The following is a 24,528-nucleotide window of genomic DNA, read 5'->3' on the forward strand; positions in this document are numbered from 1 at the left end:
TGAGGCGTCCCGACCGGAACCGGGGCGCCTCAGGTTTGCCGTCGGGGAGTCGGGGAGCCGGAGAAGCCCGGGGTGCTCCAGGTCATTTCCTGACCAGGCAGAAGGGATGCCCGTCCGGATCGGTGAGGACCCGCGCCCTGGCGGCGTCATGGGGCTGGTGATCCGGCTTGCCCGCCCCCAGTTCCAGCAGCCGGGCCTCGGCCTCGTCCAGGTCCTCGTCGATCTTGAAGCAGATGTGCAGCTGCTGGGGAACGATCTGGTCGGGCCAGCTCGGAGCCCGGTAGCCGTCGACCTGTTGGAAGCCGAGGAGGAGTCCGTTCTCACCGTTGAGACCGGCGAACTCGGCATCCGACTTCGGGTGGAGTTCGAGGCCCGTGGCCTGCTGGTAGAACTCCGCCAGAGCCAGCGGGTCGGGGCAGTCGAGGGTGATCGCGGACAACTTCATCTGCGCGGGCACGGCACCTCCGGGACGGTCGGTGGACGGATGCGGTCCGTACAGGTCAGTAGGTCAGCAGTTCAGCAGCTGCGTCGTCGCTCGCGCTCTGACCGCGGGGCCAGTGTTCGAGGAGCACGTGCAGGGCGTCGATCGTCCTGTCCCAGGAGGCCTGGACGGCGCGGGGCGCGCCGAAGGCGCCGCTCGACTCCAGGGCGCAGTAGCCGTGGAAGGTGCTGCGCAACAGGCGTACGGCGTCGGTGAGGTCGGGTTCCTCCAGACCGTAGGCGCGGAGCATGCCATAGGTGATCTCGGCGGTACGGCGCAGGGCAGGGGAGTCGGCGATCAGATCCTGGTCGATACGGATCTGGGTGGCGGCGTAACGTCCCGGGTGCTGAAGGGCGTACTCCCGGTAGGCGCCGGCGAACGCGGCCAGCGCGTCCTTGCCGGCGCGGCCCGCGACCGCCGTGGCGATCCGGTCGATCAGCTCGCCGCCCGCGAGCAGTGCGAGGCGGGTGCGCAGGTCCTGCAGGTTCTTCACGTGCGAGTACAGGCTCGCGTCCTTCACGCCGAAGTGGCGGGCCAGCGCGGACAGGGTGACGTTCTCGAAGCCGACGTCGTCGGAGAGTTCGGCGGCGGCCGCGACGAGACGGTCGGCGGTGATGCCTGCGCGGGCCATGGGTCCTCCGGCCGGAAACCTAGGGTGTTCAGGGCAGATCCTAGTGGGGTGAGGATTCGGAGTGGAACGAACGCGGGCTACGGCTGCCGTCTCTGTCCAGGAGCGGCAGGCGCCGGCGCGGCCCGCGCCGCCGGCCTCAGCGACACCACGAGGGGGTGAAGGAATGGGGCCGACGGGAGAGGTGTCGGGCCGGGGCACGGCCCCGGCCCCGGCCCGACACGGTCAGAGAGCGACGATCTGCCAGTCCTGGTTGGTCGCGCCCGTGGCAGTCCATTGGATGACCTTGGCACCGTCCGCGGTGGAAGCGTCCTTGACGTCGGCGTACCAGCCGTTGTGGACGTTCACCAGCGTGTAGTAGCCGCCGGTCGAGGAGGGGGCCAGTTTCCACCACTGGTTGTCGCTGCTGGTGTCGGTCCACTGGTCGAGGGTCGTGCCCTGGGTGGAACCGCCCGGGCTGTCCAGCATCTTGCCGCTCTTGACGTTGGACAGCCGGTAGGAGCCGTCGGTGTTCGGCAGCAGCTTCCACTGCTGGTTGGTGCCGCCGGTCCACGGCCACTGGATGATGGCGCCGCCGTCGGCGGTGGAGGCGCCGCTGACGTCCAGCACCTTGCCGCTCTTGCGGTTGACCACCTTGAAGGTGCCCAGGTCCGCGGTGAAGGGCCGGTTGTACACCTCCAGGTTGCGGATGGATGCCCACGCTCCGGAGGGGAGCCCGGTGACCGTCACCCGCACGTAGCGCGCGCGGGCGCTGAAGAGCGCGACCTGTACCTGGCTGGTGCCGGCGGTGGCGGTGAGGTCGGCAAGAGTGGTCCAGGTGCTGTTGTCGGCAGAGCCCTCGATCTTGTACTGGTAGTTCTTGCCGTCCAGTTCCCAGACGATCCGGGTGCCGGTGAGGGACCTGGCCGAGCCCAGGTCCACCTTCAGCCAGTGCCCGGTGTTGCCGTTGTTGGCGCACCAGCGGGTGGCGGTGGAACCGTCGACGGCCTTCGCCGCGGTGTTGCCCTTGGAGGTCTCCTGGCTGCTGGCGGTGGCGGTCATACCCACGGCGATGTCGCCTGGTGCCACTGAGCGGTCCAGGGTGACGGCGACCACACTGTCCTGTGCGTAGCGGGTGCGGTTGATGCCGGTGATCGTGACCGTGCCGTCCGAGGCGGTGGTGTAGGACAGGTCGGTGCCGGCGGCGACGTCGTACACCCGGGTGACGCTCGCGTCGCCGATGGCGGGGGTGGTGAAGGAGGTTCCGCTGTAGCCGGGCAGCAGGTGGATGTAGAAGGTGTTGCCCTTGTACGTGTAGCCGTGGCTGCCGTCCACCGGCTGCCACGGACCGCCGCGCGTTCCGTAGACGGATGCTCCGCAGGCCGTCATGAAGGTGCCGATCTGGCGCAGCAGGCTCGCCTGGGCGGAGGGCACGGTCCCGTGCCGGTCCGGGCCGACGTTGACGATGCAGGTCATGTCGCGAACCCAGGAGTTGACCAGGATGTTCATGGCCGTGCTGTAACTCATCACGGTGGCAGTGGAGTTGTAGCCCCAGGTGCCGCAGACGGTGAATGCCTTCTCGGTGACCTTGCCGGTGCGGATGGCGCCGGTGGGGACCGAGCCGCCCTCCTCGCTGGCGTAGTCACCCGCCCAGCCGGAGCGTGAGGTGGCGACGATGTCGGGCTGGTGCTTGCGCACCATGCCCATCAGGCCGAGCGGCTTGCCGCTGCTGTCGGTCTCGCCGTAGGTGGAGTCCACCGGCCAGGCGTTGGCGGTGTCGCGGTACTGGCCCGGCTCCCAGAAGAACGCGGCATCGGCGTCGCCGCCCTGCTCCGCCAGCCAGCCGCCGTCCCACCACAGGTCGTCGATGGTGCCGTACTGGGTGACGAGTTCCTTGATGGACTCGTACACCTCGGTCTTCATGATCCGCGCGTTCTCCTTGTGCGCGGAGTCGGTGGTGTAACCCCACGGGTTGGTCGCGCAGTTGGTGCCATAGACGTCGTAGTAGCCGGGATAGCGCCAGTTGATCGGCGAGTAGTACAGGCCGACCTTGAGCCCGGCGGCGCGGACGGCCGTCACGTAGTCGCTGACGAAGTCGTGGCTGAGCGGGGTCTGGCCGGAGTTCCAACTGCCCGGGTGGTTCAGCGGCCACAGCGCGAAGCCGTCGTGGTGGCGGGTGGTCAGCACCGTGTACCTGGCCCCGAAGTCCTTGGCCAACTGGGCCCAGGCGGCGGGGTCGTAGGCGTCCGCGGTGAACTGCTCGCTGGTCGCGTCGGTGACGTACTTCTTGTAGTTCTCCGGGGTGACGGGGGCGTTGTGCATGTACCACTCGCCCTTGGCCGGGCCCGAGTAGACGCCCCAGTGGATGAACATGCCCAGCTTGGCCTCCTGAAGCCACTGGACCTTGTCGTCAGGCTGCTGTTCGACACCTTGGTCGGTCTTCGGGATGCGCAGCGGGGGGAGCGGAAGGGGCTGGTTCGCGGCGGCGTACGCGGGAGTGGCCAGGGTCGGCGTGATGGCGGCGGCGACCGTCATGGCCGCGATGCCCGCGAGCACTCTTCGGCGGTTGATCGGTTCTGACAAGGGGGGTCTCCTGACTGCGCTCAGGACAACACGAACGGTGCTGCGGCTCGGCATCCGGAACGAACAGATCGGTTGGCTTGTCCGTCGCCGGCGGAGCGCAGGGGAGCCGCACGGAGGCGTGGGCTCCGCCGAGGTGACATTGGATGTATTAAGAGTGCACGATCCCGCTGTGTCTAGTAGCGCAGCGAAAATTGCCGCTATAGCACGAGGATTCGAACGAGCCGGTGCACTCAAGGGTCCAATACATCGGAGGTCCATGGGCTTCGGCTCACTTGGGTGTGGATACGCCCGAAACTGTTGACGGAACCCCACCCCGCACCTACCGTCCTCCAACGGAGCCGCACACAATCCCCCAAATCCCAACCTGCTTGAGGGTGGGAGTGGATCCGAAGGACCTCCGATGCTCAGACGCACCCTCGCTTGTGTGCTGACCGCCTGCTTGAGCGTGTTCGCACTGCTTCTCGTCGGCTCGCCCGCACTGGCCGCGTCGGTCACCGTGACCAACGCCGCCCAGTTCACCGACACCACGGGAGCCGTGGTCCACGCCCACGGCGGCGGGGTGATCAAGGTCGGCGCGTACTACTACTGGTTCGGCGAGAACCGCAACGCCGACAACACCTTCAAGGCTGTCTCCGCCTACCGCTCGACCGACCTGAAGACCTGGGAGTTCAGGCGGAACGTCCTGACTCAGTCCAGCGCCACCGAGCTCGCCACAGCCAACATCGAGCGCCCCAAGGTCATCTACAACAGCTCCACCGGCAAGTTCGTCATGTGGATGCACAAGGAGAACGGCACCGACTACACGCAGGCACGTGCCGCCGTCGCCACCTCCGACACCGTCGACGGCGCCTACACCTACCAGGGCAGCTTCCGCCCGCCGACGGGCACCACGTCCCGGGACATGACCCTGTTCAAGGACGACGACGGCACCGCGTACCAGATCACCTCCGCGGCCGGCAACGCCGATCTGCAGATCTTCAAGCTGACCGCCGACTACACCGGCTACGACAGCCTGGCCGCCAACCCCTGGCCCGGCACGTACCGCGAGGCACCGGCATTGTTCAAGCGCAAGGGCGTCTACTTCATGCTGACCTCCGGCAACAGCGGCTGGAACCCCAACCAGCAGAAGTACGCCACCGCCACCAGCATCACCGGCCCCTGGACCACCATGACCGACGTCGGCGATGCCACCGCCTACGGCTCCCAGACCACCTTCGTGCTGCCGGTCCAGGGCACCTCGAGCACCTCGTACCTGTACATGGGCGACCGCTGGGGCAACTCCATGGGCGGCACCGTCAACGACTCCCAGTACATCTGGCTGCCGCTGACCTTCCCCACCAACACCACCATGGACCTGCCCTGGTTCCCGCAGGTCGCCATCGACACCGCCGCCGGCACGATCAGTGGCGTGGGCGGCGGTCCCTACTACACCCTCACGGCCCGGCACAGCGGCAAGTGCCTCGACATCTCCGACAACTCGGCCGCCGACAGCGCGGTCGCGCTGCAGTACACGTGCACCGGCGGCCTCAACCAGCAGTGGCGGCTGCGGGACGCCGGCAACGGCTACGTCCAGATCCTCGCCCAGCACAGCGGCAAGTGCCTCGACGTGGCCAACGCCTCCACCGCGGACGGTGCCTACGTGAACCAGTACCACTGCACCACCGGCACCAACCAGCAGTGGCTGTTCCAGGACCAGAGCAACGGCTACTACCGCCTCGTCGCACGACACAGCGGCAAGTGCCTGGACGTGGCCAACGCCTCCACCGCCAACGGCGCCCGCCTCATCCAGTGGACCTGCGGTACCGGGACGAACCAGCAGTTCCAGCGCACCGCCGTCTGACCACGGCCCCTGCCCGGCGGACCGACGGGCCCGCCGCGTCCGCTCGTGACGCTGACCCAGTTCTCCGACCGACACCCCAAGGAGCCGCACTTGTCCGCCACCCCGCTCAGCAGACGCTCCCTCGTCAAGGCCGCCGTCCTCGCCGGAGGGACCATGGCGTTCGGGCTGCCGCAGGTCCTGTGGCCCTCGACCGCGAACGCGTTCACCGTGCCGTCGAAGATGGACTGGTGGTACCAGGCCAGGTTCGGGATGTTCATCCACTTCGGTTCCTACGCCTACCTCGGCCACGGCGAATGGGCCTTCTACTCGGAGAACTGGAACAAGGCGAACTACCAGACACAGGTCAGCGCGCCCTTCAATCCGTCGCGCTTCAGCGCCGCCACCATCGCCGAGTTGGCCAAGAACGCCGGAATGAAGTATCTGGTGATCACCGCCAAGCACCACGAGGGCTACGCGATGTGGAACTCGGACGTGGCGAGCTTCACCGACACCACCGGTGCCAAGCAGTACAACCTGCGCGACTACAGCGGCTACCAGCCCGATCTCCTCGCGTCACTCAAGACGGAGTGCGAGAACCGCGGCCTCAAATTCGGGCTGTACTACTCGATCATGGACTGGAACCATCCTTCCCAGACCGCCAACCACAGCACCGTCTTCTCCACGATGGCCTCGCAGTCCGCTCGCACCGCCTACATCGCCGACATGAAGGCGCAGCTCACGGAACTCCTGAACCGCTACGACCCGGCCGTCCTGTGGTTCGACGGCGACTGGTGCGGCAACCCGGCCACCCCCACGCTCGACGACTGGTGGATCAAATCGGACGGCCAGGACCTCTACGACTGGCTGATCAGCCGCAAGCCGAGCCTCATCGTCAACGAACGGGTCAAGCGCGACCTCGGGCTCGGCGACTTCCAGTGCCCGGAGGAGAAGGTGCCCTCCGCACCGCTCGACCGGCCCTGGGAGACCTGCGTCACCATGAACGGCGCCTGGGGCTACAACGCGTCCCGGGAGAACTCCTACCGGTCCGTCCAGGAACTCCTCCGAGAATTCGTCACGGTCGTCTCGCGGGACGGCAACTACCTGCTCAACATCGGCCCCAAGGGCGACGGCACGGTCACTTCCGGAACCGCGAACGTCCTGAACGGCTTCGCCACGTGGATGTCCACCTACGGGGACAGCATCTACGGCACCAGCGGCAGCCCCTTCGCCGCCGAACCGTCCTGGGGCAAGGTCACCGCGAAGAGCGGCAAGCTCTTCGCCCATGTCTTCTCCTGGCCCACCGACGGTGTGCTGCGGATACCGGAGATCCACAACAGCATCAGCCGCGTGTACCTGCTGAACGCCCCCTCGACGTCGCTCCCGTACAGCGTCGCGTCGGGCACCATCAACGTCACCGTGCCGACCGGCGCTCCCAACGCCGACGTGTCGGTGGTCTGCGTCGAGGTCAGCGGCACGCCGGCGGTCGTGGCCGACGGCGTCTACCGGCTGGTCTGCACCCGCGGCGGCAAGGCCCTGGACAACGAGAACGTCACCACCGAGGGCAATCGCGTCATCCAGTGGACCCAGAACGGCGGCACCCCGCAGCAGTGGACCGTCACCCACCTCGGACACGGCTACTACCGGTTGGTGTGCGTGCGCAGCAACAAAGCACTGGACAACGGCAACGTCACCACCGAAGGCAGCACGGTCATCCAGTGGACCCAGAACGGCGGCACCCCGCAGCAGTGGGCCATCGCGGCGCTGGGCAACGGGGAATACCGGCTCACCAACCGTCGCAGCGGAATGGTCCTCGACAACGGCAACGTCACCACCGAGGGCAGCAAGATGATCCAGTGGAGCTGGAACGGCGGGTCACCGCAGCGGTGGACGATGACCAGAATCGGCTGACCTGTCGGCGCACTGGCGGCGCTCCGTTCCCGCGGGGACCGGCCGGCACTCGCCCGGACCCTGGTCGAACCGGCGGGCGTCCTGGCTCGTAGCCGCCGCTGGTGCGGGTGGCCCAGACGCACAACAACGTCTGGGCCGACCTCCCCGCGGGCCCGGGTCAGCTGATCGGCGCGTACAGCACGCCGAGTTTGTCCAGCTCGTCGCCCGAGCGGCCCGTGAAGCCGGTGATCTGCCAGCCCGAGGGCGCTGTGAACGTCCTCGTGTCCGTGGTCGGTGTTCCGGAGGCCAGGGTGCGGCCCTTGTCCGTGGTGAAGGATGCCGAGAAGAGCCGGGTGCGGCCGTCCTTCTGGCCCTGGGTCAGCTTCACGGAGGTGAGGTGCTCGCCGGAGGCGAGGGTGAGGGAGGCCGCGGTGCCGCCCGTGCCGCCGTGGGACAGGGTCGTGCCCGTGTCGAGCGTGAGGGCGAGCGCGTCGAGGCGGGAGGCGCCGCGCAGGGTCAGGGTGCGGGGGGAGGGGGACGCGGGCAGGTCGTCCGCGTCGTTGAACGCCGTGCCGTGCGGGCCGCCGACGAAGTCGCTCGACTTCAGGGTGGAGTTGAGGGTGTAGGAGAAGTCCACGGTGTGCGGGAAGTGGTCCGACAGGTTGCCGCCGGCGGAGTCCAGGAAGGACGCCCACTCGTTGCTGTAACGGGTGGCGTTCAGGGTCAGGAGCTTGTTGCCTCGGTAGAGGACCTTGTCCACCACCTCGCAGTCGTCGGTGGGCGCCGTCGTCGGGCACAGCAGCGCGTCCGCGCCCTGCGCCGGCCGGGTGCCGCCCTTCACCAGCTTCACCCAGGCGTCGGTCAGGCCGTTCTCGTCGGCCAGGGTGCGGATGTTGTCGCCGGAGCGGGTGTAGCGCGTGTTGGTGTCGCCCATCACGATCACCGCGTTGCCGGCGGAGTTCGTCTGGATGAAGTCCGACAGCTGCTCGATGTTGGCGCGGCGGGCGGCCAGCGCGTCGGCCGTGTCGTCGGCGTTGGTGTGCACGTTGTAGAGGTCCACGAAGACGCCCTCGGCCAGCCGCACCCGGGCGAGTGAGAACCCCTTCGGTGTCAGGCAGTTGGTGCCGGTGCAGTCGTTCCACTTCACCCGCTCGAAGTCCTCGAAGGGGTGGTCCGAGAGGGTGTTGATGCCGTCACCGAAGGGCACACCGCCACTCGTCGCGGTGCGGTAGGGGTGGTTGTCCCCGGCGTACAGCGCCGCGTGGTAGTTGAAGTCCTCCTGGACGTTGACGATGTCGTAGCCCGCCAGGCGCGGGGAGATCAGCGGGGTGTTCGTCGCCGGGTGGCCCGAGCTCAGGCCCTCGGGCAGGCCCGCGACGTTGTACGTCAGGACGTTGAAGGAGCCGGTGGCGGCGGCTGCCGCGGGGGTCGCGCCGACGGTGGCCGTCAGGCCGGTGAGGGCCAGGGCGGCCGCCGCGAGGGTGCCGAGGAGTCTTCTCATGGTGGGGGGTCTCCGTAGGGGGTGGGGAAGATGAACGCTGCTCAGGTTCGGTGTCAACCAGTGTGACCGGCAAGGGCAGTTGGGGAAACAGTGAGGGACGAGGTGATCCGCCGTTCCAGGGTCGGCCGCCGCTCACCCGCCGGTCGTACGGCGTTCATGTTCCGCCTCGATCCTCCACACGCGGCGCAGCGGTGCCGCGAAGAGGGCGGCAACCGGGAGGCGCGGTATGGGGCACGGGCATCACCATCATCACGGACATGAGCACGGGCACGACCACGGGCAGGAGCATGAGGTCGGCGCCCCTCTCCCCGCTGCCTTCGACACCTCCGTCCCCGATGAGGCCCTGACTCCCGAACAGCGGTCCCGCCGCTCCCTGCTGCGCCGCGCGGGCCTCCTCGGCGCGGGCCTGGCCGCGGGCAGCGTGGTGTCCGGCGCGGCCGGGGCGACCGCTCCCGCGTACGCCGCGACGGGCAGCCGCCGCAGGAACGGCTTCCTGTGGCTGGCCGGCGACCACCACATCCACACCCAGTACAGCAGCGACGGCAAGTACCGGATCGTCGACCAGGTCCGCCAGGGCGCCCGGCACGGCATGGACTGGCTGGTCATCACCGACCACGGAAGCGCCACGCACGCCAGGATCGGCGTGGACAAGGTCAACCCGGACATCAAGGAGGCCCGGTCCGCGTACGAGGACACCCTCGTCTTCCAGGGCCTGGAGTGGAACATCCCCGGCGCCGAGCACGGCACCGTCTTCGTGCACCCCGGCAAGAACGAGGTCTCGGTCCTCAAGCAGTTCGAGACCGACTACGACGGCAGCGTGAAGAACGCCTCCGACTCCACGCCCGCCAACGAGGCCCTCGCCGTCGCGGGTCTGGCCTTCCTCGGCGAACAGGTGCGCCGCCGCAAGGTCAAGGACGCACTGATGCTGGCCAACCACCCGGCACGGCGCGGTGTCGACTCCCCGCACGAGATCCGCGCCTGGCGCGACGCCACCGACCCGGGGCACCAGATCGCCGTCGGCTTCGAGGGCGCGCCGGGCCACCAGGCCGCCGGCCTGCCCGCCCCGCTCGGCATGGCCCGCGCCCGCGGCATCTACGACAACAACCCGAGCGCCAACTCCTTCGCGGGCTACCCGCTGGAGAGCTACCGCACCTGGGGCGGCTTCGACTGGATGACCGCCACCGTCGGCGGCCTGTGGGACAGCCTCCTCGCCGAGGGCAAGCCCTGGTGGATCACCGCCAACTCCGACTCCCACCAGGTGTACGCCGACACCGCCGTGCGCGGCCCCGGTGGCGACTTCAACGCCGACGGCCGCTATCCGGACCCGGTCTACGGCGGGCAGATCGACATCACCCAGGGCGACTACTGGCCCGGCCAGTACAGCCGTACCCACGTCGGCGCTGACGGCTTCTCCTACGCCGCCGTCATGGACGGCATCCGCGCGGGCCGCGTCTGGGTGGACCACGGTCAGCTCCTCGGCGGCCTCGACGTCAGGGTCTCCGGCGCGAGCCGCTGGGCCACGCTCGGCGGCGCCCTGCACGTCAGGAAGGGCACGAACGTCACGCTGACGGTCGACATCGCCATGGCCGGCGACCCCAACTGGGCCGGCTTCCTGCCGAAGCTGGCCCGCGTCGACGTCATCCAGGGTGATGTGACCGGCCCGGTCGCCGACAAGGACACCTTCACCGCGCCGACGGCCAAGGTCGTGCGGTCGTACGACGTGAACAAGGCGAGCGGTACGGTCCGCCTCACCTACCGACTCGGCCGCGTGGACCGGCCGTTGTACGTCCGGCTGCGCGGCACCGACGGCAACCGGTCCGCCGTCGGCGCGAGGGGCGCGGCCGTCGACCCGGCGGGTCCCGCGATCGACGTCGTCGGCGACGCCGACCCATGGCGTGACCTGTGGTTCTACAGCAACCCAGTGTGGGTCCTGCCCTCGTGACGTCGTACGCCCTCACGGTGGACACCGGGGTCCGGGACCTGCGTGCGGCCGACCATCTGCTGCACACGCTGGCGGCCGAACTCGACCTCCCCGACGGGGTGTTCGGCTGCACGCACCTGGTGCGAGGAGACCGCCCGCGGGTCGCCCTGTCGTTCACCCTGCCGTCGGAGCCGCTCCTGCGCACCGCCCTGGATCGGCTCACGGCTCTTGAGTACGACGTGTCGCCGGGCGTCCCCGACGCGTGCGGCCGTGCGGTGATCTACCCGGGGGTCACCGCCCTCACCGGCACCCTGACGATCGCGGAGCTGCTCGCACGCTCCGCGATCGAACGGGTCACGGTCCTGGGCACCGCGGGCCAACCTGCCTCCGGCACCCGCCTGGTGACCCGTGATCACGTTCGACCCCAGTGGCAGGACGACGACGGCGCGCTCGTCCTCACCGCCATGCCCGCCGTGGGCGGCACGCTCGTCCCCTTCGAGGTTCCCGACCCGACTCCGTGCTGCGCTGATCACTGAAGCGAACAGACGGCCGATGGGGAGACGACGTTCCGCCCCGCCCGGTGCGACACCGGGCGGGGCGGAACGGACAAGATCCGTAGCTGAGGAACCGACTCAGAACGTCAGCTTCCAGCTGTCGATGGTGCCGACGTCGGCCGCGTACACGTCCTGGACGTGGAGCTTCCAGGTGTCGTCGGCGGCCTGCAGGGTCGCCTGGCGGGCGTTGACGTGGTCCGTGCTGGACGTCATGTACATGGTCAACGCCCGGTACCAGGCGTTGGTGGCGTTGTGCAGCCCGATGTCGGCGGCGGGGAGACCGTCGTAAGTCGGGCCTCGTAGGCGACGCCGTTGACGGTCCGGCTGCCGCTGCCCTCGGAGAGCAGGTAGAAGAAGTGGTTCGCCACGCCGGAGGAGAAGTGCACGTCGAGCGAGGCGGTCTCGGGCGACCACCAGTCCTGGGAGATGCCGAAGGGGCCGGCGTCCTTCGACGGCTCGTCCATCCGTTGATCTTGCGTGGGTATCCCCGGCTTCAGCCGGGGAGGGAAACGCATCCTCGGCCCGGAGGCGCGCAGCGCCGGAGTGCGCTCCGCCTCCGTGGTGAGGGTCAGACGGGCCGCTTCTGGCCCTCGATGTACTGCCGGATGACGGTCAGCGGTGCACCACCGCAGGAACCCGCGAAGTAGGAGCGGGACCAGAACACCGACCCCATCCCGATGCGGTTGATCCGGCCGGTGTACTCGGCCCGCAGGTATCGGGAGCTGACGCCCTTGAGGCTGTTGATCAGCTTCGACAGGGCGACTTTCGGCGGGTAGTGCACGAGCAGGTGTACGTGATCGGCTTCGCCGTTGAACTCCCGTAGCTCCACCTCGAACTTGCCGCACACCTCCCGCATGATCTCTTCGCACCGCTTCAGCATGGCGTCATCGAAGACGTCTCGCCGGTACTTGGTGACGAACACCAAATGAGCATGGAGGTTGTAGGAGACGTGCCGTCCCGTGCGCCTATCGGGATTTGGGATCCAGCGTGGTGACATACACCAAGCGTAGTACGATCTCCGAGCTGACCGGAAAGGGGGTGGGCCGGATGATCCGTGCGTACAAGTTCCTTATGCGGCCCACCGTGGGCCAGCAAGGCGCACTCGCCGAGATGCTGCGTGATCACTGCTCCCTCTACAACGCCGCGCTCCAGGAGCGCCGTGACGCCTACCGGCACGTCTCGAAGACGACGATCCGTTACGGGCAGCAGTCCGCGCAGCTCAAGGACATCCGGGCGTTCGATCCGGAGCGTCAGGGCCGTTGGTCGTTCTCGTCGCAGCAGGCGACGCTTCGCCGGCTGGACAAGGCGTTTGCCGCGTTCTTCCGCCGTATCAAGGCCGGAGACAAGCCGGGCTATCCACGTTTCCGGCCGGGAAAGCGGTTCGACACGGTGGAGTTCCCGAAGGACAGGGACGGCTGCCGGTGGGACTCCACGCCGCACGACCCCGTGACCCGTGTCCGTTTTCAGGGCGTCGGGCACGTCAAGGTGCACCAGCACCGGCCCGTGGTGGGCAAGGTCAAAACGGTCTCGGTGAAGCGCGAAGGCAAGCGCTGGTACGTCATCCTGACCGCCGAGCACACTGCCCCTGAGCCTCTTCCCGCGACGGGCAGCGTAGTCGGCATCGACATGGGCATAGCCAACTTCCTTGCCGACTCAAACGGTGGCTTCGTACCCAACCCCCGACACGGCCGGAGAGCCGCCGCAAAGCTCGAAGCCGCACAGCAAGCGCTCAGCCGCTGCAAGCGCGGCTCGAAGCGCCGTCACAAGGCCGAGGAGAAGGCGGCCCGGCTTCACCGCAAGGTTCGCCGACAGCGCCTGGACCACGCGCACAAGACCGCGCTTGACCTCGTACGCAAACACGACTTCATCGCGCACGAAGACCTCAAGATCCGCAACATGAGCAAGACCCCGGCCCCGAAACCGGACCCCGACCAGCCGGGCAGCTTCCTGCCCAACGGGGCCGCCGCGAAGGCCGGGCTGAACCGATCGATCAACGATGCCGGATGGGGGGTGTTCCTCCAGATCCTCACCGCCAAGGCAGAGTGCGCCGGACGGGAAGTGATGGCCGTGGACCCCCGCAACACCTCCCGACGGTGCCCCGAATGCGGGCACACCGCCAAGGAGAACCGGCCCGCACAGGAGAAGTTCCACTGCGTCGCCTGCGGCCACAACGCGCACGCGGACACGGTGGGCGCTGTCAATGTCCTACGGGCCGGGCTGGTCCGTCGCGAAGCCACACTGGCATAGCGAGAAGCCCCCTCATTTATGAGGGGGAGGAGTCACGTCCCTGCGCCAGGAAGTCACCCCGGAGCCACTCCTCGGCCGGGTCACCTCCGCCTTCTGGACGCTCCACTACGCCGCGGCCCCCCTCGGCGCGGCCGTCCTGACCTGGGCCGCCGAACACCAGGGCACGGCCCCGGTCGGCCTGGTCGCGGGCGCCTGCTGCGTGCTGATCGCGGTGGCCGCGCTGTTCACCCCGATACGACGGTCGGGCGCGGGCTGACCTGCCCGTCCCGGCCCCGGGTTCCGCCCCCATGCACCATCCACGTGGCGGTGGCGGTGGCGGTGGCGGTGGCGGTGGCGGTGGCGGTGGCGGTGGTCAAGCGTTCACCCCGGCATAGTGGGAGAGACTCCGCCGCCACAGCAGCCGGGACGCCAGGTACACCAGCACGCCCAGCAGCGGGGATGCCGCCGCCAGCCAGTACGGGACGCCGGTGTCGTGGCCGTGCCCGGTGAGGACGGCCGCCGGGAAGTAGGCGACGAACGCGAGCGGGAGGGCGTAGGTGAGGAAGCCGCCGACCGCCTTCGGCAGCACGTTGAGCGGGTAGCTGCCGAACGTGCCGAGGAGTTCCTCCAGCCAGCGGGCCCAGTATTCGGCGGCCGGGAAGCGCAGGGAGGCACTGGCCAGCGCCGTGAAGAGGGCCGCCTCCAGGAGCATGCCGCCGATGATCGCGGCGATCAGGTAGGAGATCCGGACCGCCGTCCAGTCGAGGTGGCTGCGGCTGAGCGCGCCCGCCATCAGGCCCGCCGCGACCGTCAGGTCACCGATGGCGTTGGTGGGGAAGTAGGCGAGCTGGACCTGGCGGTGCACCGGCATGGGGCGGGTGAGATAGACGTCGATGCGCCCTTCCTGGATGTCCCGGCCGATGCCGAACATCCGCCCGAGGAACAGCACCATCAGCCCGTGCGCGAGCATCCGTGTCGCCGGGATGAGCAGGACCTCGGAGCTGTCCCAGCCGCCCATCCCGGTGAACCGGGTCAGCAGGACGGTCGCGAACACGATGACCGACACCTGCCAGATCGCGCCGATCGCGACCATGAGCAGGAACTCGGAGCGGTACTCCAGCTGGGCACGGAAGTTGAGACGCGTGACGCGCCACACGATCCGGACGGCATGCATAGGCATCAGCCTCCTTGGGATATGACACGACGGGCGGCGCGGTGCCACAGGAACCGGGTGACCAGGGCGAGGATCACGACCCAGGCAGCCTGGATCGCCAGCTGGCCGGCCGCGTCCGACAGCGGGATGCGGCCGATGTAGAGGGACAGCGGCACGCTCAGCGTCGCCTGGAAGGGCATGAACGTGCTCAGGGTCACGAACCAGTCGGGGAAGAACCACAGCGGCGCGTAGACCCCCGACAGCAGGTTCTGCGCGAAGATCAGGATCATCACCGCCGCGTTGTTGCGCAGGGCCCAGAAGCACCACTGGTCGGTGACGAGCATGATGTAGTACAGGACCCACTGACCGAGCAGCAGGCTCAGCGCGAACACCCCCGCCACAGCGGCCGACCCGGGCGGCTCGACCACACCGGCGGCGAGACAGACCGCGTATCCGCCCAGCGCCCACGCGAACCCGTACAACTGCTCCCCGAGAGCCCGCAGAGCGTAGTAGCGCTGGGGCGGCAGCGGGCGCAGGTACCAGTAGACGATCGTGCCGTAGTGCATGTGCTGGATGACGCTGTCCCGGCCCGCGTACTGGTCCAACTCCCGCAGGCGGGAGGCGAGTACGGCCAGCACGGCGTAGGTGACCGCCTGGTCGCGGGTGAGTCCGGCGGTGGTGCCGGTGTGCGCGTACAGGCCCGCCCACAGGGACGCCACCAGCACCACCTGCACGGTCAGCCGGAGCAGGACCGCGGTCATCCGGGGCGGGGTGTGCAGTTCGCCGAGCGGGGTGACGCGGGCGGCCCGCCAGGCGTGGAGAACGGCCATCAGGCCACCCCCGCCTGGACGTAGGCGGCCCGCATCACGTCCTCGAGGTCGGCCTCGTCGATGGCGATGCCCGTCACCTCGAACCGCTCGATGACCGCCTTCAGTGCCTGGTTGACGGTGGGGGCGTCCGGTCCGTCGGGGCCGAACACGACCTGCGGCCCGTCCTGCCGCAGCACCGCGATGCCCGGCGGCGGTACGACGTCGGTGTGCGCGTCGGCGAGGGTCGCCCGCACCTGCCAGGTCGAGCCGAACTTACGGCGGATCTCGTCGAGGCTGCCGTCCAGGACCAGACGGCCGTGGTTGATCAGCACGACCCGTTCGGCCAGCCGCTCGACCTCGGTCATGTCGTGCGTGGTGAGCAGGACCGTACGGCCGCGCTGCTCGACCTGGTGCCTCAGAAACTCCCGCACCTGCTCCTTGACCACCACGTCCATGCCGATGGTCGGCTCGTCGAGGAAGACCACCGGCGGATCGTGCAGCAGGGCCGCCGCGAGGTCGCAGCGCACACGCTGGCCCAGCGAGAGGTGGCGGACCCGGGTGTCCCAGAAGGAGGAGAGGTCGAGGATGTCGTCGAACTCCTTGAGGCGGGCGGCGTGTTCGGCCTTCGGCACCTCGTAGATGTCCCTGAGGATCGAGAACGACTCGCGCACCGGCAGGTCCCACCACAGCTGGGTGCGCTGCCCGAACACCGCGCCGATGTTGCGGGCGTTGCGCTCCCGCTCCAGGTACGGCACCACGCCCGCGACCCGTGCCTCGCCGGAGGTGGGCGTGAGGATGCCGGTGAGCATCTTGATGGTGGTGGACTTGCCCGCGCCGTTCGGGCCGAGCAGGGCGAGGAGTTCGCCGGGGGAGACGTCGAAGGTGATGTCGGAGACGGCGTGTTTGGCCACCCGTTCGGGGTTGACCAGGGAGCGGAGCGTGCCCGTGAATCCGGGGCGGCGGACGGTGGTGTGGAAGGTCCGGGACAGGCCGCGGACCTCGATGCTGGCACTCAATCGACATCACTCCCTTTGTCGTACACGCGCAGCGGCCGGTCGGCAGGAGTGCCGACCGGCCGCTGACACCTCACGACGGTTGCAGAATGTCGATCAATCAGTCAATGGATTAATTGATCAACGAGTTGGACTGTTCGATCGCCGAGACGCCGAGACGCCGAGACGCCGAGACGCCGAGACACAAAGACGCCGAGACACCGACACGCCGAGATCGCTCAGATCGCCGCTTTCCCTCGGTTCGCCGAGAACACGAACGAGAACTCGGCCGGCTCGACCCGCAGGTGGTACCGCGGCAGCGGGCCCGGGCCGCAGGACTGCGAGCCGATGCCGTGCTGGCCGTGGTCGAGGTTGACCCACACCGTCTCCCCGGGCGTGAGGTCGGTGAGGTGGGTCGCCGCGTCCAGCTGCTCGGTCGTCCAGCGCCGGGCACTGAACCAGAACTCCGGGTCGCCCTCGATCCGCAGCCCGCCCAGCTCCACCCAGCGGACGTCGGCCCGGGCGCCGTTCTCCTGCGGGCGCACGTACGGCGTCTGCAGCTCGTCGACCGAGGACTCCCAACGGCTCACCATGGAGGCGCACTTGGTGTCGGGGTAGGCCTCGCCGGGACCGCCGCCGTACCACTTCACCCGGTCCGCCTCGGCCAGTTGGAAGCGGATCCCGAGCCGGGGCAGCGGCAGGTTCCAGTCGCCCTCCGGACCCACGGACACGGTAAGCCGCAGCCGGTCGCCGTCCGAGGTCCAGCGGTAGACCGTGCTCAGGCCCACCTCGCGGGCCGCGGGCGCCACCCGGGTCCGTACCGTCAGCGCGTCCTCGCCCACCTCCACCGCGTCCAGGCGGTGGTGCATGCGGTGCAGGCCCAGGTTGCGCCAGAGCACGCCGTAGCGGGTGTCGGTCTGCCACTCGGCACCGTCGTCGTTGTCGGTGGGCGCCCGCCACACGTCCAGCTTCAGGCCCTCGACCAGGACCCCGCCGATGGTCGTCACCGCACCGGTCCGGGCGTCGAACGTGGCCGGGCCGAGCGTGATCACACCTTCGCCGGACACGGGCCGGCCGGTGGGCGGGACGGACGGCAGAGGGCGCGCCGCCACCGGGAACTGGCCCCAGGCGACCACATGGTCCTTCGCCGCCCACGCGGTGTCGGCCGCGAGCAGCGCCCGGACCGTCCACCCGGACTCGGCGCCGCGCGCCTGCGCGGGCGGCTCCGGCAGCTTCACGTCGGCGGACTCACCGGGAGCCAGCGGCGGGACGTTCAGGGCGCCCGCCTCGATCGTCTCGCCGTCCACCTGGTACGACCACTCGAAGGCCAGCGCGGACAAGTCGGCGAAGTCGTGCCGGTTGGTCACGCGTACGATGCCGACAGTGCTGTTGGTGCCGTCGCTCTCGAAGCGGACCGGTTCGAGGACCTTCTTGTACTCGACGAGGCCGGGGGAGGGCCGCCGGTCGGGGAACAGCAGCCCGTCGCAGACGAAGTTGCCGTCGTGCAGCTCCTCGCCGAAGTCACCGCCGTAGGCGTAGCCCAACCCGGGGTGCGTGATGCCGTGGTCGATCCACTCCCAGACGAAGCCGCCCTGGAGCCGGTCGTACTTCTCGAACAACTGCTGGTAGTCGGCGAGTCCGCCGGGGCCGTTGCCCATGGCGTGCGCGTACTCGCACTGGATGAAGGGGAGTTCGCGCCGCTTCCCGGTGCCGCCGTCCAGGCGCCGGCCGATCTTCTCGACCTCGTCGTGGAAGGCGTACATCCGCGAGTACACGTCGGTGTCCCGGCAGTTCCAGTCGCCCTCGTAGTGCACGAGCCGCGAGGAGTCCCGGTCGTGGATCCACTCGGCCATCGCGGTCAGACCGCGGCCGGTGCCGGCCTCGTTGCCCAGGGACCAGAAGACGACCGAGGGATGGTTCTTGTCCCGCTCGACCATGCGGGCGGCGCGGTCCAGCAGGGCCGGGGTCCATCGGTCGTCGTCGACGGGGTTGTCGCGCCAGTCCTGCTCCACGAAGCCGTGGGTCTCCAGGTCGCACTCGTCGATGACCCACAGGCCCAACTCGTCGCACAGGTCGAGGAAGGCCGGGTGCGGCGGGTAGTGGGAGGTGCGCACCGCGTTGATGTTGTGCCGCTTCATCAGCAGCACGTCCTCGCGCATGGTCTCCAGGTCGAGCGCGCGGCCCATCGTAGGATGCCACTCGTGCCGGTTGACGCCCTTGAAGAGGACCGGCTCGCCGTTCACCTTGATCAGGCCGTTCTCCAGGGCGACCGTGCGGAAACCGATGCGCAGGGGGACGCGCTCGCCCTCCGTGACCAGCTCACCGTCGTACAGCTTCGGCGTCTCCGCCGTCCACGGCAGCACCCCGACCGTCACCGGCTCGCCGGTCGCGACGTCGACGTCCAGGGCGGGCACGAGCACCCGGCCGTCGACGTCGGAGTCGACGCGCAGGGTGCCCTCGCCGTTGGTGTGGTCGTAGGAGGCGTGCACGAAGAAGTCGAGCACGCTGCCCGCCGGGCGGTGCAGCAGGGTGACGTCACGGAAGATGCCGGGCAGCCACCACTGGTCCTGGTCCTCCAGGTAGGAGCCCGCCGACCACTGGTGCACGCGGACCGCGAGCACGTTCCGGTCCGGCCTCAGCAGATGGCCGACCGCGAACTCGTGCGGCAGCCGCGAGCCCTTGAACTCACCGATGTCCGTGCCGTTCAGCCACACCCGCGCGCAGGACTCCACCCCGTCGAAGCGGAGCACCACCCCGCCGTCCGCCGGCCAGTCGGACGGCAGGTCGAAGACCCGCAGATGGTCGCCGGTCGGGTTCTGGGTCGGCACGTGCGGCGGGTCCACCGGGAAGGGGTAGAGGTGGTTGGTGTAGATCGGGGCACCGAAGGCGCCGTCGCCCTGGAGCACCCAGTGCCCGGGGACCGTGACCTCGCCCCAGTCCCCGGCGTCGTACCCCTCTTCGGCGAACGAGTCGTCCTCGGCGTCCGCGGTCGCCGACAGCCTGAAGCGCCAGCTGCCGTTCAGGGACAGCGACTTCGCGTCCGAGGACGCGTACCAGGCGCGGGGCGCAAGGGCCCCGCTGCCCGGTGAGACGTCCTCGACGTAGTCGACGGCGGGGGTGGTGCGGAAAGACATCGGTCTCCTTGCTCAGCCCTTGATGCCCGTCTGCGCGATCCCCTGCACCAGCCAGCGCTGGAGGAAGAGGAACACGAACACCAGGGGCAGGATGGAAATGGCCGTGGCCATGAAAATCAGATGGAAGTTGACGGTCTGGTTGGTCATGAAGGAGGACAGCGCCACCTGCACGGTCCACGAACTCGGGTCCTGGCCGATGACCAGCGGCCACAGGAAGGCGTTCCAGCCGCTGATGAAGGTGATCGTGGCGATCGCCGCGAAGAAGTTCAGCGAGTTGGGTACGACGATCCGCCAGTACGCGCCCCAGTAACCGAGCCCGTCCACGCGTGCCGCCTCCTCCAGCTCCTTCGGGAACCCCAAGAAGTACTGCCGGAACAGGAAGCAGGTGAAACCACTGAACAGGCCCGGAATGATCAGACCCCGGTACGTGTCCACCCAGCCGAGGGACGAAACCAGCACGAAGCTCGGCACGAAGGTCACGGCCGTCGGCACCATCAGGGTGGCCAGGACCGCGTAGAAGACCTTGTTGGCGTGCTTGTAGGGGATGCGGGCCAGGCCGTAACCGGCGAGGGAGCACACCAGGAGCGTGCCGACGGTCATCAGGACGGCGACGAGCGTCGAGTTCCACAGGGAGCGGCCGAACTGGACCGTCTGGTCGTCGAAGAGCTCGGAGACGTTGCCCCACTGGAAGGAGGGGAGGATCTTCCAGTTCTCGCCCGTGATCTCCGGGTCCGTGGACAGGGAGTTGCGGACGATCAGGTAGAAGGGCAGCAGGAAGAGCAGGGCGGCCACGCTGACGGCGACATACAGTCCCGTGTTGCCGAGGACGCCCCCGCGCTTGGCGCGCTCCTTGCCCACCTGCGGTGCGGTGGTGGTCACTTGGACTCCTCCCCCCTTCCGAAGCCCATGATCTTGCCCTGGGCCAGGGTGACCAGGCAGATCAGCAGCGACAGGATGACCGCGCCCGCGCTGCCGGCGCCGTAGTCCTGGCTCGTTCCGAGGGCCGCCTTGTAGAGCTCCATGAGCGGCGTCTGGGCCCAGGTCGCCTTGGTCGAGATGATGTTGTAGAACTCGTCGAACGCCTGGTACGCGGCGACGAGCAGCAGCAGGACCACCGCGGTGGAGGTGGCCCGCAGCTGCGGCAGCGTGATGTACCGGAAGGTCTGCCAGCCCGGCTTGGCGCCGTCGATGGCGGCGGCCTCGTACAGCTCGCCCGGGATGTTCTGCAGCGCCGCCAGGAACAGGATCATGTAGAAGCCGGCCTGCAGCCACAGCCGCAAGGACACGATGACCACCCAGTACCAGGGCGGACTGGGGTCGGCGAGATAGGCGATGTTGTCGACGCCGAACCAGCCGAAGACGGTGTTCGCCAGGCCGAAGCGGACCCCGCTGAAGATGGACATCTTCCAGACCAGCGAGGCGGCGACGTAGGAGACGGCGGTCGGCAGGAAGAACACCGACCGGAAGAACGCCCGCATGAACCGCAGCCGGTTCACCAGCAGCGCGAGGCCCAGCGACAGCGCCCAGGTGGTGGGCACGATGAACGCGGCGAACGCGGTGAACGTCAGCAGCGAGTCGGGGAAGTTGCTGTTGGTGAGGATCTGCTTGTAGTTGTCGAAGCCGATGAAATGGCTCGGCGTGACGGTGTAGCGGGCGTCGAAGAAGCTGAGCCAGATGCTCCATCCGATGGGGACGAAGACGAAGATCACCAGGCCGATGAGGAACGGCCCGGTGAAGAGCCAGAAGTTGAGGGTGGCGTTGCCCCGCAGGCCCCGCCGCGGCCGGGCCTGGGAGGCCTTGACCGGGGCGGGCTGGGCGACACCGCGCGTCGTGGTGGCAGACATGATGTCGTGGTCCGTCCGCCGCCTATCCGAACAGCTTCTTCAGCTCGACGTTGACCTTCTTGTCGCAGGCGTCGAGCGCGGCCTCCGGGTTTCCGTTCTTGCGGACGGAGGACGCGATCACGTCGGCGAACGCGGTCTGCATGGTCTGGTCGTAGGCGATGTTGTCGAAGTGACCGAAGTCGGTGAAGAGCTTGACGGCCTCGGCGGGCAGGCCCGACTTGAGCTTGGTGGCGTCGTTGGCTATCGACGTGCGCGGCGGGATGTGGAAGCCGTAGGACAGCGCCCAGTCCTCCTGGTACTGCTTCTGGTCGATCCACAGCCACTTGACGTACTCCTTGGCCGCGTCGACGTTCTTGCCCTTGGCGTTCACGAACATCGACCAGCCGCCGTTGTAGACCGACTGCTTGCCACTGGACCCGATCGCCGGGAACGGGAAGATGCCCAGGTCGTCGCCGAGCGCTTTCTGCATGACCGGCATGGACCACATGCCGCCCCACTGGATGGCACACAGGCCCTGGTCGAGCGAGGACGGGTCCCAGAAGTCGGTCGGGGCGTCGAGGAGCACGTTGCCGCTGGTGAACAGCTGACGGAGCTGCTTGAGGCCCTGGACAACCCCGTCCGTGTGGTAGGCGATCTGATTCTTCTCGTCGAGGGTGTTGGCACCGGCCGAGAAGATCACGGCGTTCTGGATCGCCGTGAAGTCGTTTCCGAGGAAGACGCCCTTGACCTTGCCGGTGGTGAGCTTGGCGGCGGCCTCGAGCAGCTCGTCGAGGGTGGTGGGTACGTCGACCTTGGCCTTCTCCAGCATCGACTTGCGGTAGTAGAAGAACTGCGGGTCGTCGATCATCCGGATCCCGTAGATCTTGCCGTCGACCGTGTGCGACTTGATGTCGGCCGGGTTGAAGTCGTCCTTGACCGGGTTGATCAGGTCGCTCAGGTCTGCCACCTGACCGCTCTTGACCATCTGCAGCTGCGGGTGGAACTCGAAGACGTCGGGCGCCTGCTTGGTGAGCAGGGACGAGAACAGCTTGGCCTCGAAGTTGTTGCCGGTGATCCAGTTGGTGGTCACATTGGCCTTGGAATACGCCTTCGCGTACCGCTTGATGGCCTGCTCCGTCCCCGCCTCGCCGTACGCGTGGAAGTACTGGACCAGGCCGGAGCCCGAACCACCGCTGCTCCGCCCGGTGTTGCTGCCGCAGGCGGCCAGCCCGCCCGCGGCGGTCAGACCAAGGGCGGCCCGCAGAACGTTCCGGCGGTCCCAGTTGCTGCTGCTCAATGCCGACATGTGACGTCCTTGTCTCGAGTTCGGCTGCGGCTCAGTCGCTCAGCACGAGGTGGCTGAAAAGAGAGGTGCGGAGCCGGACGTTAACCTTCGGCTAAGGCTTCGGCAAGGGGTTGGACGAAGTCTGCTCGAAGCGTTGTGCGGCGTTCGGGATGCCGGACGTGATCGCTGGGAACACGCCGCGTGACGGCGGGGGACACGGCATATGGCCGCCGGGGCTGCGGTCCTGTGCGCGTGGCGGCGAGGGGGCGCCGACGGCTGCGGTGGTGTGCGCTTCCCGGCAGGGGCGGTCGCGGGGGCCGCGGTGGCGCGCGCCCCGCGACGAGGCTCGTCGCCGGGACAACCATGGACCGCTCACCACGACGAGGGCGCGTCGCCGGGGCCATGGCCGCGCATGCGTCACCGGGACGGCGCCTCGCCGGGGGCCGCCGTGGCGCCGTGCGTGTCACACGGACGGTGCGTCGCCGGGCAGCGCGGTGGCGCCGGCGTCACGCGGACGGTGCGATACGGCCCTTCGCGCGGACCGTGCGCTTGGGGCTGCGCTGGCTCACCGACTGGAGGGCGCCTTCGAGCGCGAAGGTCGCGGCGCCCAGGCACACCGGGTCGGTGGGGATGGGGGAGAGGACGATCTCGGTGGCGGCCAGCGGGCGGGGCAGCGCGTGCCGGGCGACGGCCTCGCGCACCTCGGCCACCAGGGGCTCGCCGAGCGTGGCCGCGACCCAGCTGCTGAGGACGACCACTTCGGGGTTGAACAGGTTGATCAGATCGGCGATGCCGGCGCCGAGGTAGCGGGCGGTGTCGCGGACCACCTTCACGGCCACCGGATCACGGGCCGCGACCCCGCGGGCCAGCGCGTCGACGGTGGCCGTCTGGTCCTCCGGGTGCAGCAGGGCGCTGCCGGGACTGAGCTCCCGCAGGTTCAGCATGATGCCGGGCGCGCCGACGTACGTCTCCACGCAGCCGTGGTTGCCGCAGTGGCACAGCCTGCCGTCCAGGACGAGCGTGGTGTGGCCCCACTCGCCGGCGCTGTTGCTCACACCCCGGTGCAGCCCGCCGCCCAGGACGAGCCCGGCGCCGACCCCGGTCCCGAGGTTGACCACCACGGCGTTCCCGCGCCCGCGCACGGCCCCGAACCACAGCTCCGCCACCGCGCAGGCACGCAGCGGATTGTCCAGGTGAAGTGGGTAGGCGATGTGCTCGGTGAGCAGGTCGAGCAGGGGCACGTCGTGCCAGTCCCAGTTGGGCGCGTACTCCGAGATGCCGGTGGCCCGGTCCACCTGCCCCGGCACGCTCACCCCGACGCCGAGCACCCGGGCGCCCTCGATCCCGGCCTGCGCGACCACCGAGCCGACGGCGGTCGCGACATGGCCGACCACCTGCTCGGGGCGGCTCTCGCCGGGGCGCACGTCCTCGTCGGCACGGGCCAGCACGTTCAGCGCCAGGTCGAACAGCTCGACATGGACGTACGTCTCGGCGATGTCGACGCCGATCAGCGCGCCGCCCGAGGCGTTGACGGCGACCAGGCCGCGGGGGCGGCCGCCGGCCGAGTCCTCGAACCCGACCTCCGTGATCATCCGGAGGTCGAGCAGCTCGCCGACGAGCGTGGCGACCGTCGCGAGGCTCAGACCGGTGGCTGCCGCCAGCTCCTGCCGGGAGGTGGGCGACGCGGCGATGAGCTGGCGGAGCACCTCGTAGCGGTTCGCCGTGCGGATGTCACGTGAGGTGCGCTTCACCG

At 68.9% G+C, this 24,528-nt stretch carries 19 protein-coding genes and 2 pseudogenes; 6 read left to right on the plus strand and 15 right to left on the minus strand.

Features of this window, described 5'->3' with window-relative positions:
- Positions 1 to 82: 82 nt before the first annotated feature.
- The 3 genes from ACIBK3_RS12155 to ACIBK3_RS12165 form a co-directional block, all read right to left on the minus strand.
- The gene (locus ACIBK3_RS12155; RefSeq protein ID WP_399364581.1) at positions 83 to 457 is read right to left on the minus strand and encodes a VOC family protein; all 375 of its coding nucleotides are present in this window, start codon (positions 455 to 457) and stop codon (positions 83 to 85) included.
- A gap of 43 nt (positions 458 to 500) precedes the next feature.
- The gene (locus ACIBK3_RS12160) at positions 501 to 1,112 is read right to left on the minus strand and encodes a TetR/AcrR family transcriptional regulator (RefSeq protein WP_399364583.1); all 612 of its coding nucleotides are present in this window, start codon (positions 1,110 to 1,112) and stop codon (positions 501 to 503) included.
- Positions 1,113 to 1,334: 222 nt separating this feature from the next.
- Positions 1,335 to 3,671, minus strand: a complete 2,337-nt coding sequence (locus ACIBK3_RS12165) for an alpha-L-fucosidase (protein WP_399364584.1) — start codon at positions 3,669 to 3,671, stop codon at positions 1,335 to 1,337.
- Positions 3,672 to 4,071: 400 nt separating this feature from the next.
- On the opposite strand from ACIBK3_RS12165, the gene ACIBK3_RS12170 reads away from it, so the two are divergent.
- Complete coding sequence (locus tag ACIBK3_RS12170) at positions 4,072 to 5,511, plus strand: RICIN domain-containing protein (protein WP_399364586.1); 1,440 nt, start codon at positions 4,072 to 4,074, stop codon at positions 5,509 to 5,511.
- Positions 5,512 to 5,601: 90 nt separating this feature from the next.
- On the plus strand, positions 5,602 to 7,398 hold the full coding sequence (locus ACIBK3_RS12175) for an alpha-L-fucosidase (protein ID WP_399364588.1): 1,797 nt from the start codon (positions 5,602 to 5,604) through the stop codon (positions 7,396 to 7,398).
- A 157-nt stretch (positions 7,399 to 7,555) separates the two neighbouring features.
- On the opposite strand, the gene ACIBK3_RS12180 is transcribed toward ACIBK3_RS12175, so the two are convergent.
- Entirely contained in the window at positions 7,556 to 8,878 is a 1,323-nt protein-coding gene (locus ACIBK3_RS12180) for a jacalin-like lectin (RefSeq protein ID WP_399364590.1), read from the minus strand.
- 226 nt (positions 8,879 to 9,104) lie between these two features.
- Between ACIBK3_RS12180 and ACIBK3_RS12185 the strand changes: the two genes are divergently transcribed.
- Positions 9,105 to 10,820, plus strand: a complete 1,716-nt coding sequence (locus ACIBK3_RS12185) for a PHP domain-containing protein (RefSeq protein WP_399364592.1) — start codon at positions 9,105 to 9,107, stop codon at positions 10,818 to 10,820.
- Positions 10,817 to 11,335 (plus strand): hypothetical protein, encoded by a 519-nt coding sequence (locus tag ACIBK3_RS12190; RefSeq protein WP_399364594.1) that lies wholly within the window; start codon positions 10,817 to 10,819, stop codon positions 11,333 to 11,335. The genes ACIBK3_RS12185 and ACIBK3_RS12190 overlap by 4 nt, the downstream gene beginning before the upstream one ends.
- A gap of 96 nt (positions 11,336 to 11,431) precedes the next feature.
- Here the strand turns inward: ACIBK3_RS12190 and ACIBK3_RS12195 are convergent.
- Positions 11,432 to 11,817: pseudogene (locus ACIBK3_RS12195) on the minus strand (M4 family metallopeptidase); the annotation flags it as partial.
- A gap of 104 nt (positions 11,818 to 11,921) precedes the next feature.
- Positions 11,922 to 12,350, minus strand: a complete 429-nt coding sequence (gene tnpA, locus ACIBK3_RS12200; RefSeq protein WP_399364596.1) for an IS200/IS605 family transposase — start codon at positions 12,348 to 12,350, stop codon at positions 11,922 to 11,924.
- A 50-nt stretch (positions 12,351 to 12,400) separates the two neighbouring features.
- Between tnpA and ACIBK3_RS12205 the strand changes: the two genes are divergently transcribed.
- Positions 12,401 to 13,600, plus strand: a complete 1,200-nt coding sequence (locus ACIBK3_RS12205) for an RNA-guided endonuclease InsQ/TnpB family protein (protein ID WP_399365548.1) — start codon at positions 12,401 to 12,403, stop codon at positions 13,598 to 13,600.
- Between the two features lie 37 nt (positions 13,601 to 13,637).
- A pseudogene (locus ACIBK3_RS12210) lies at positions 13,638 to 13,856 on the plus strand (MFS transporter); the annotation flags it as partial.
- On the opposite strand, the gene ACIBK3_RS12215 reads toward ACIBK3_RS12210, so the two are convergent.
- The 9 genes from ACIBK3_RS12215 to ACIBK3_RS12255 form a co-directional block, all read right to left on the minus strand.
- The gene (locus tag ACIBK3_RS12215; protein ID WP_399364598.1) at positions 13,825 to 13,956 is read right to left on the minus strand and encodes a hypothetical protein; all 132 of its coding nucleotides are present in this window, start codon (positions 13,954 to 13,956) and stop codon (positions 13,825 to 13,827) included. The pseudogene ACIBK3_RS12210 and the gene ACIBK3_RS12215 sit on opposite strands and share 32 nt — an antisense overlap.
- Complete coding sequence (locus ACIBK3_RS12220; protein ID WP_399365550.1) at positions 13,953 to 14,753, minus strand: ABC transporter permease; 801 nt, start codon at positions 14,751 to 14,753, stop codon at positions 13,953 to 13,955. The genes ACIBK3_RS12215 and ACIBK3_RS12220 overlap by 4 nt, the downstream gene beginning before the upstream one ends.
- Positions 14,754 to 14,758: 5 nt before the next feature.
- Positions 14,759 to 15,562: an ABC transporter permease gene (locus ACIBK3_RS12225; protein ID WP_399364600.1), complete on the minus strand. Its 804-nt coding sequence runs from the start codon at positions 15,560 to 15,562 to the stop codon at positions 14,759 to 14,761.
- Positions 15,562 to 16,557, minus strand: coding sequence for an ATP-binding cassette domain-containing protein (locus ACIBK3_RS12230; RefSeq protein WP_399364602.1), 996 nt, complete (start codon positions 16,555 to 16,557; stop codon positions 15,562 to 15,564). Before ACIBK3_RS12230 ends, ACIBK3_RS12225 begins: the two co-directional genes overlap by 1 nt.
- Before the next feature lie 215 nt (positions 16,558 to 16,772).
- The gene (locus tag ACIBK3_RS12235; RefSeq protein ID WP_399364604.1) at positions 16,773 to 19,667 is read right to left on the minus strand and encodes a glycoside hydrolase family 2 TIM barrel-domain containing protein; all 2,895 of its coding nucleotides are present in this window, start codon (positions 19,665 to 19,667) and stop codon (positions 16,773 to 16,775) included.
- A gap of 12 nt (positions 19,668 to 19,679) precedes the next feature.
- On the minus strand, positions 19,680 to 20,546 hold the full coding sequence (locus ACIBK3_RS12240; RefSeq protein WP_399364606.1) for a carbohydrate ABC transporter permease: 867 nt from the start codon (positions 20,544 to 20,546) through the stop codon (positions 19,680 to 19,682).
- Positions 20,543 to 21,511 carry a carbohydrate ABC transporter permease gene (locus tag ACIBK3_RS12245; protein WP_399364608.1) on the minus strand — a complete coding sequence of 323 codons (969 nt, stop codon included), beginning with the start codon at positions 21,509 to 21,511 and terminating at the stop codon, positions 20,543 to 20,545. The genes ACIBK3_RS12240 and ACIBK3_RS12245 overlap by 4 nt, the downstream gene beginning before the upstream one ends.
- Positions 21,512 to 21,533: 22 nt before the next feature.
- Positions 21,534 to 22,796: an ABC transporter substrate-binding protein gene (locus ACIBK3_RS12250; protein WP_399364610.1), complete on the minus strand. Its 1,263-nt coding sequence runs from the start codon at positions 22,794 to 22,796 to the stop codon at positions 21,534 to 21,536.
- A 485-nt stretch (positions 22,797 to 23,281) separates the two neighbouring features.
- Positions 23,282 to 24,526: an ROK family transcriptional regulator gene (locus ACIBK3_RS12255; RefSeq protein WP_399364612.1), complete on the minus strand. Its 1,245-nt coding sequence runs from the start codon at positions 24,524 to 24,526 to the stop codon at positions 23,282 to 23,284.
- Positions 24,527 to 24,528 lie beyond the last annotated feature (2 nt).

Origin of the sequence: Streptomyces sp. NPDC050287, from assembly GCF_044459385.1 — a bacterium.
Taxonomy (GTDB): Bacteria; Actinomycetota; Actinomycetes; order Streptomycetales; family Streptomycetaceae; genus Streptomyces.

Excerpts from the sequence above, each read along its gene's own strand:
- ACIBK3_RS12160 (WP_399364583.1), bottom strand. The coding sequence starts at position 1,112 with ATGGCCCGCGCAGGCATCACCGCCGACCGTCTCGTCGCGGCCGCCGCC.
- ACIBK3_RS12170 (WP_399364586.1), top strand. The coding sequence starts at position 4,072 with ATGCTCAGACGCACCCTCGCTTGTGTGCTGACCGCCTGCTTGAGCGTG.
- ACIBK3_RS12180 (WP_399364590.1), bottom strand. The coding sequence starts at position 8,878 with ATGAGAAGACTCCTCGGCACCCTCGCGGCGGCCGCCCTGGCCCTCACC.
- ACIBK3_RS12185 (WP_399364592.1), top strand. The coding sequence starts at position 9,105 with ATGGGGCACGGGCATCACCATCATCACGGACATGAGCACGGGCACGAC.
- tnpA (WP_399364596.1), bottom strand. The coding sequence starts at position 12,350 with ATGTCACCACGCTGGATCCCAAATCCCGATAGGCGCACGGGACGGCAC.
- ACIBK3_RS12205 (WP_399365548.1), top strand. The coding sequence starts at position 12,401 with ATGATCCGTGCGTACAAGTTCCTTATGCGGCCCACCGTGGGCCAGCAA.
- ACIBK3_RS12220 (WP_399365550.1), bottom strand. The coding sequence starts at position 14,753 with ATGCATGCCGTCCGGATCGTGTGGCGCGTCACGCGTCTCAACTTCCGT.
- ACIBK3_RS12225 (WP_399364600.1), bottom strand. The coding sequence starts at position 15,562 with ATGGCCGTTCTCCACGCCTGGCGGGCCGCCCGCGTCACCCCGCTCGGC.
- ACIBK3_RS12235 (WP_399364604.1), bottom strand. The coding sequence starts at position 19,667 with ATGTCTTTCCGCACCACCCCCGCCGTCGACTACGTCGAGGACGTCTCA.
- ACIBK3_RS12245 (WP_399364608.1), bottom strand. The coding sequence starts at position 21,511 with ATGTCTGCCACCACGACGCGCGGTGTCGCCCAGCCCGCCCCGGTCAAG.
- ACIBK3_RS12250 (WP_399364610.1), bottom strand. The coding sequence starts at position 22,796 with ATGTCGGCATTGAGCAGCAGCAACTGGGACCGCCGGAACGTTCTGCGG.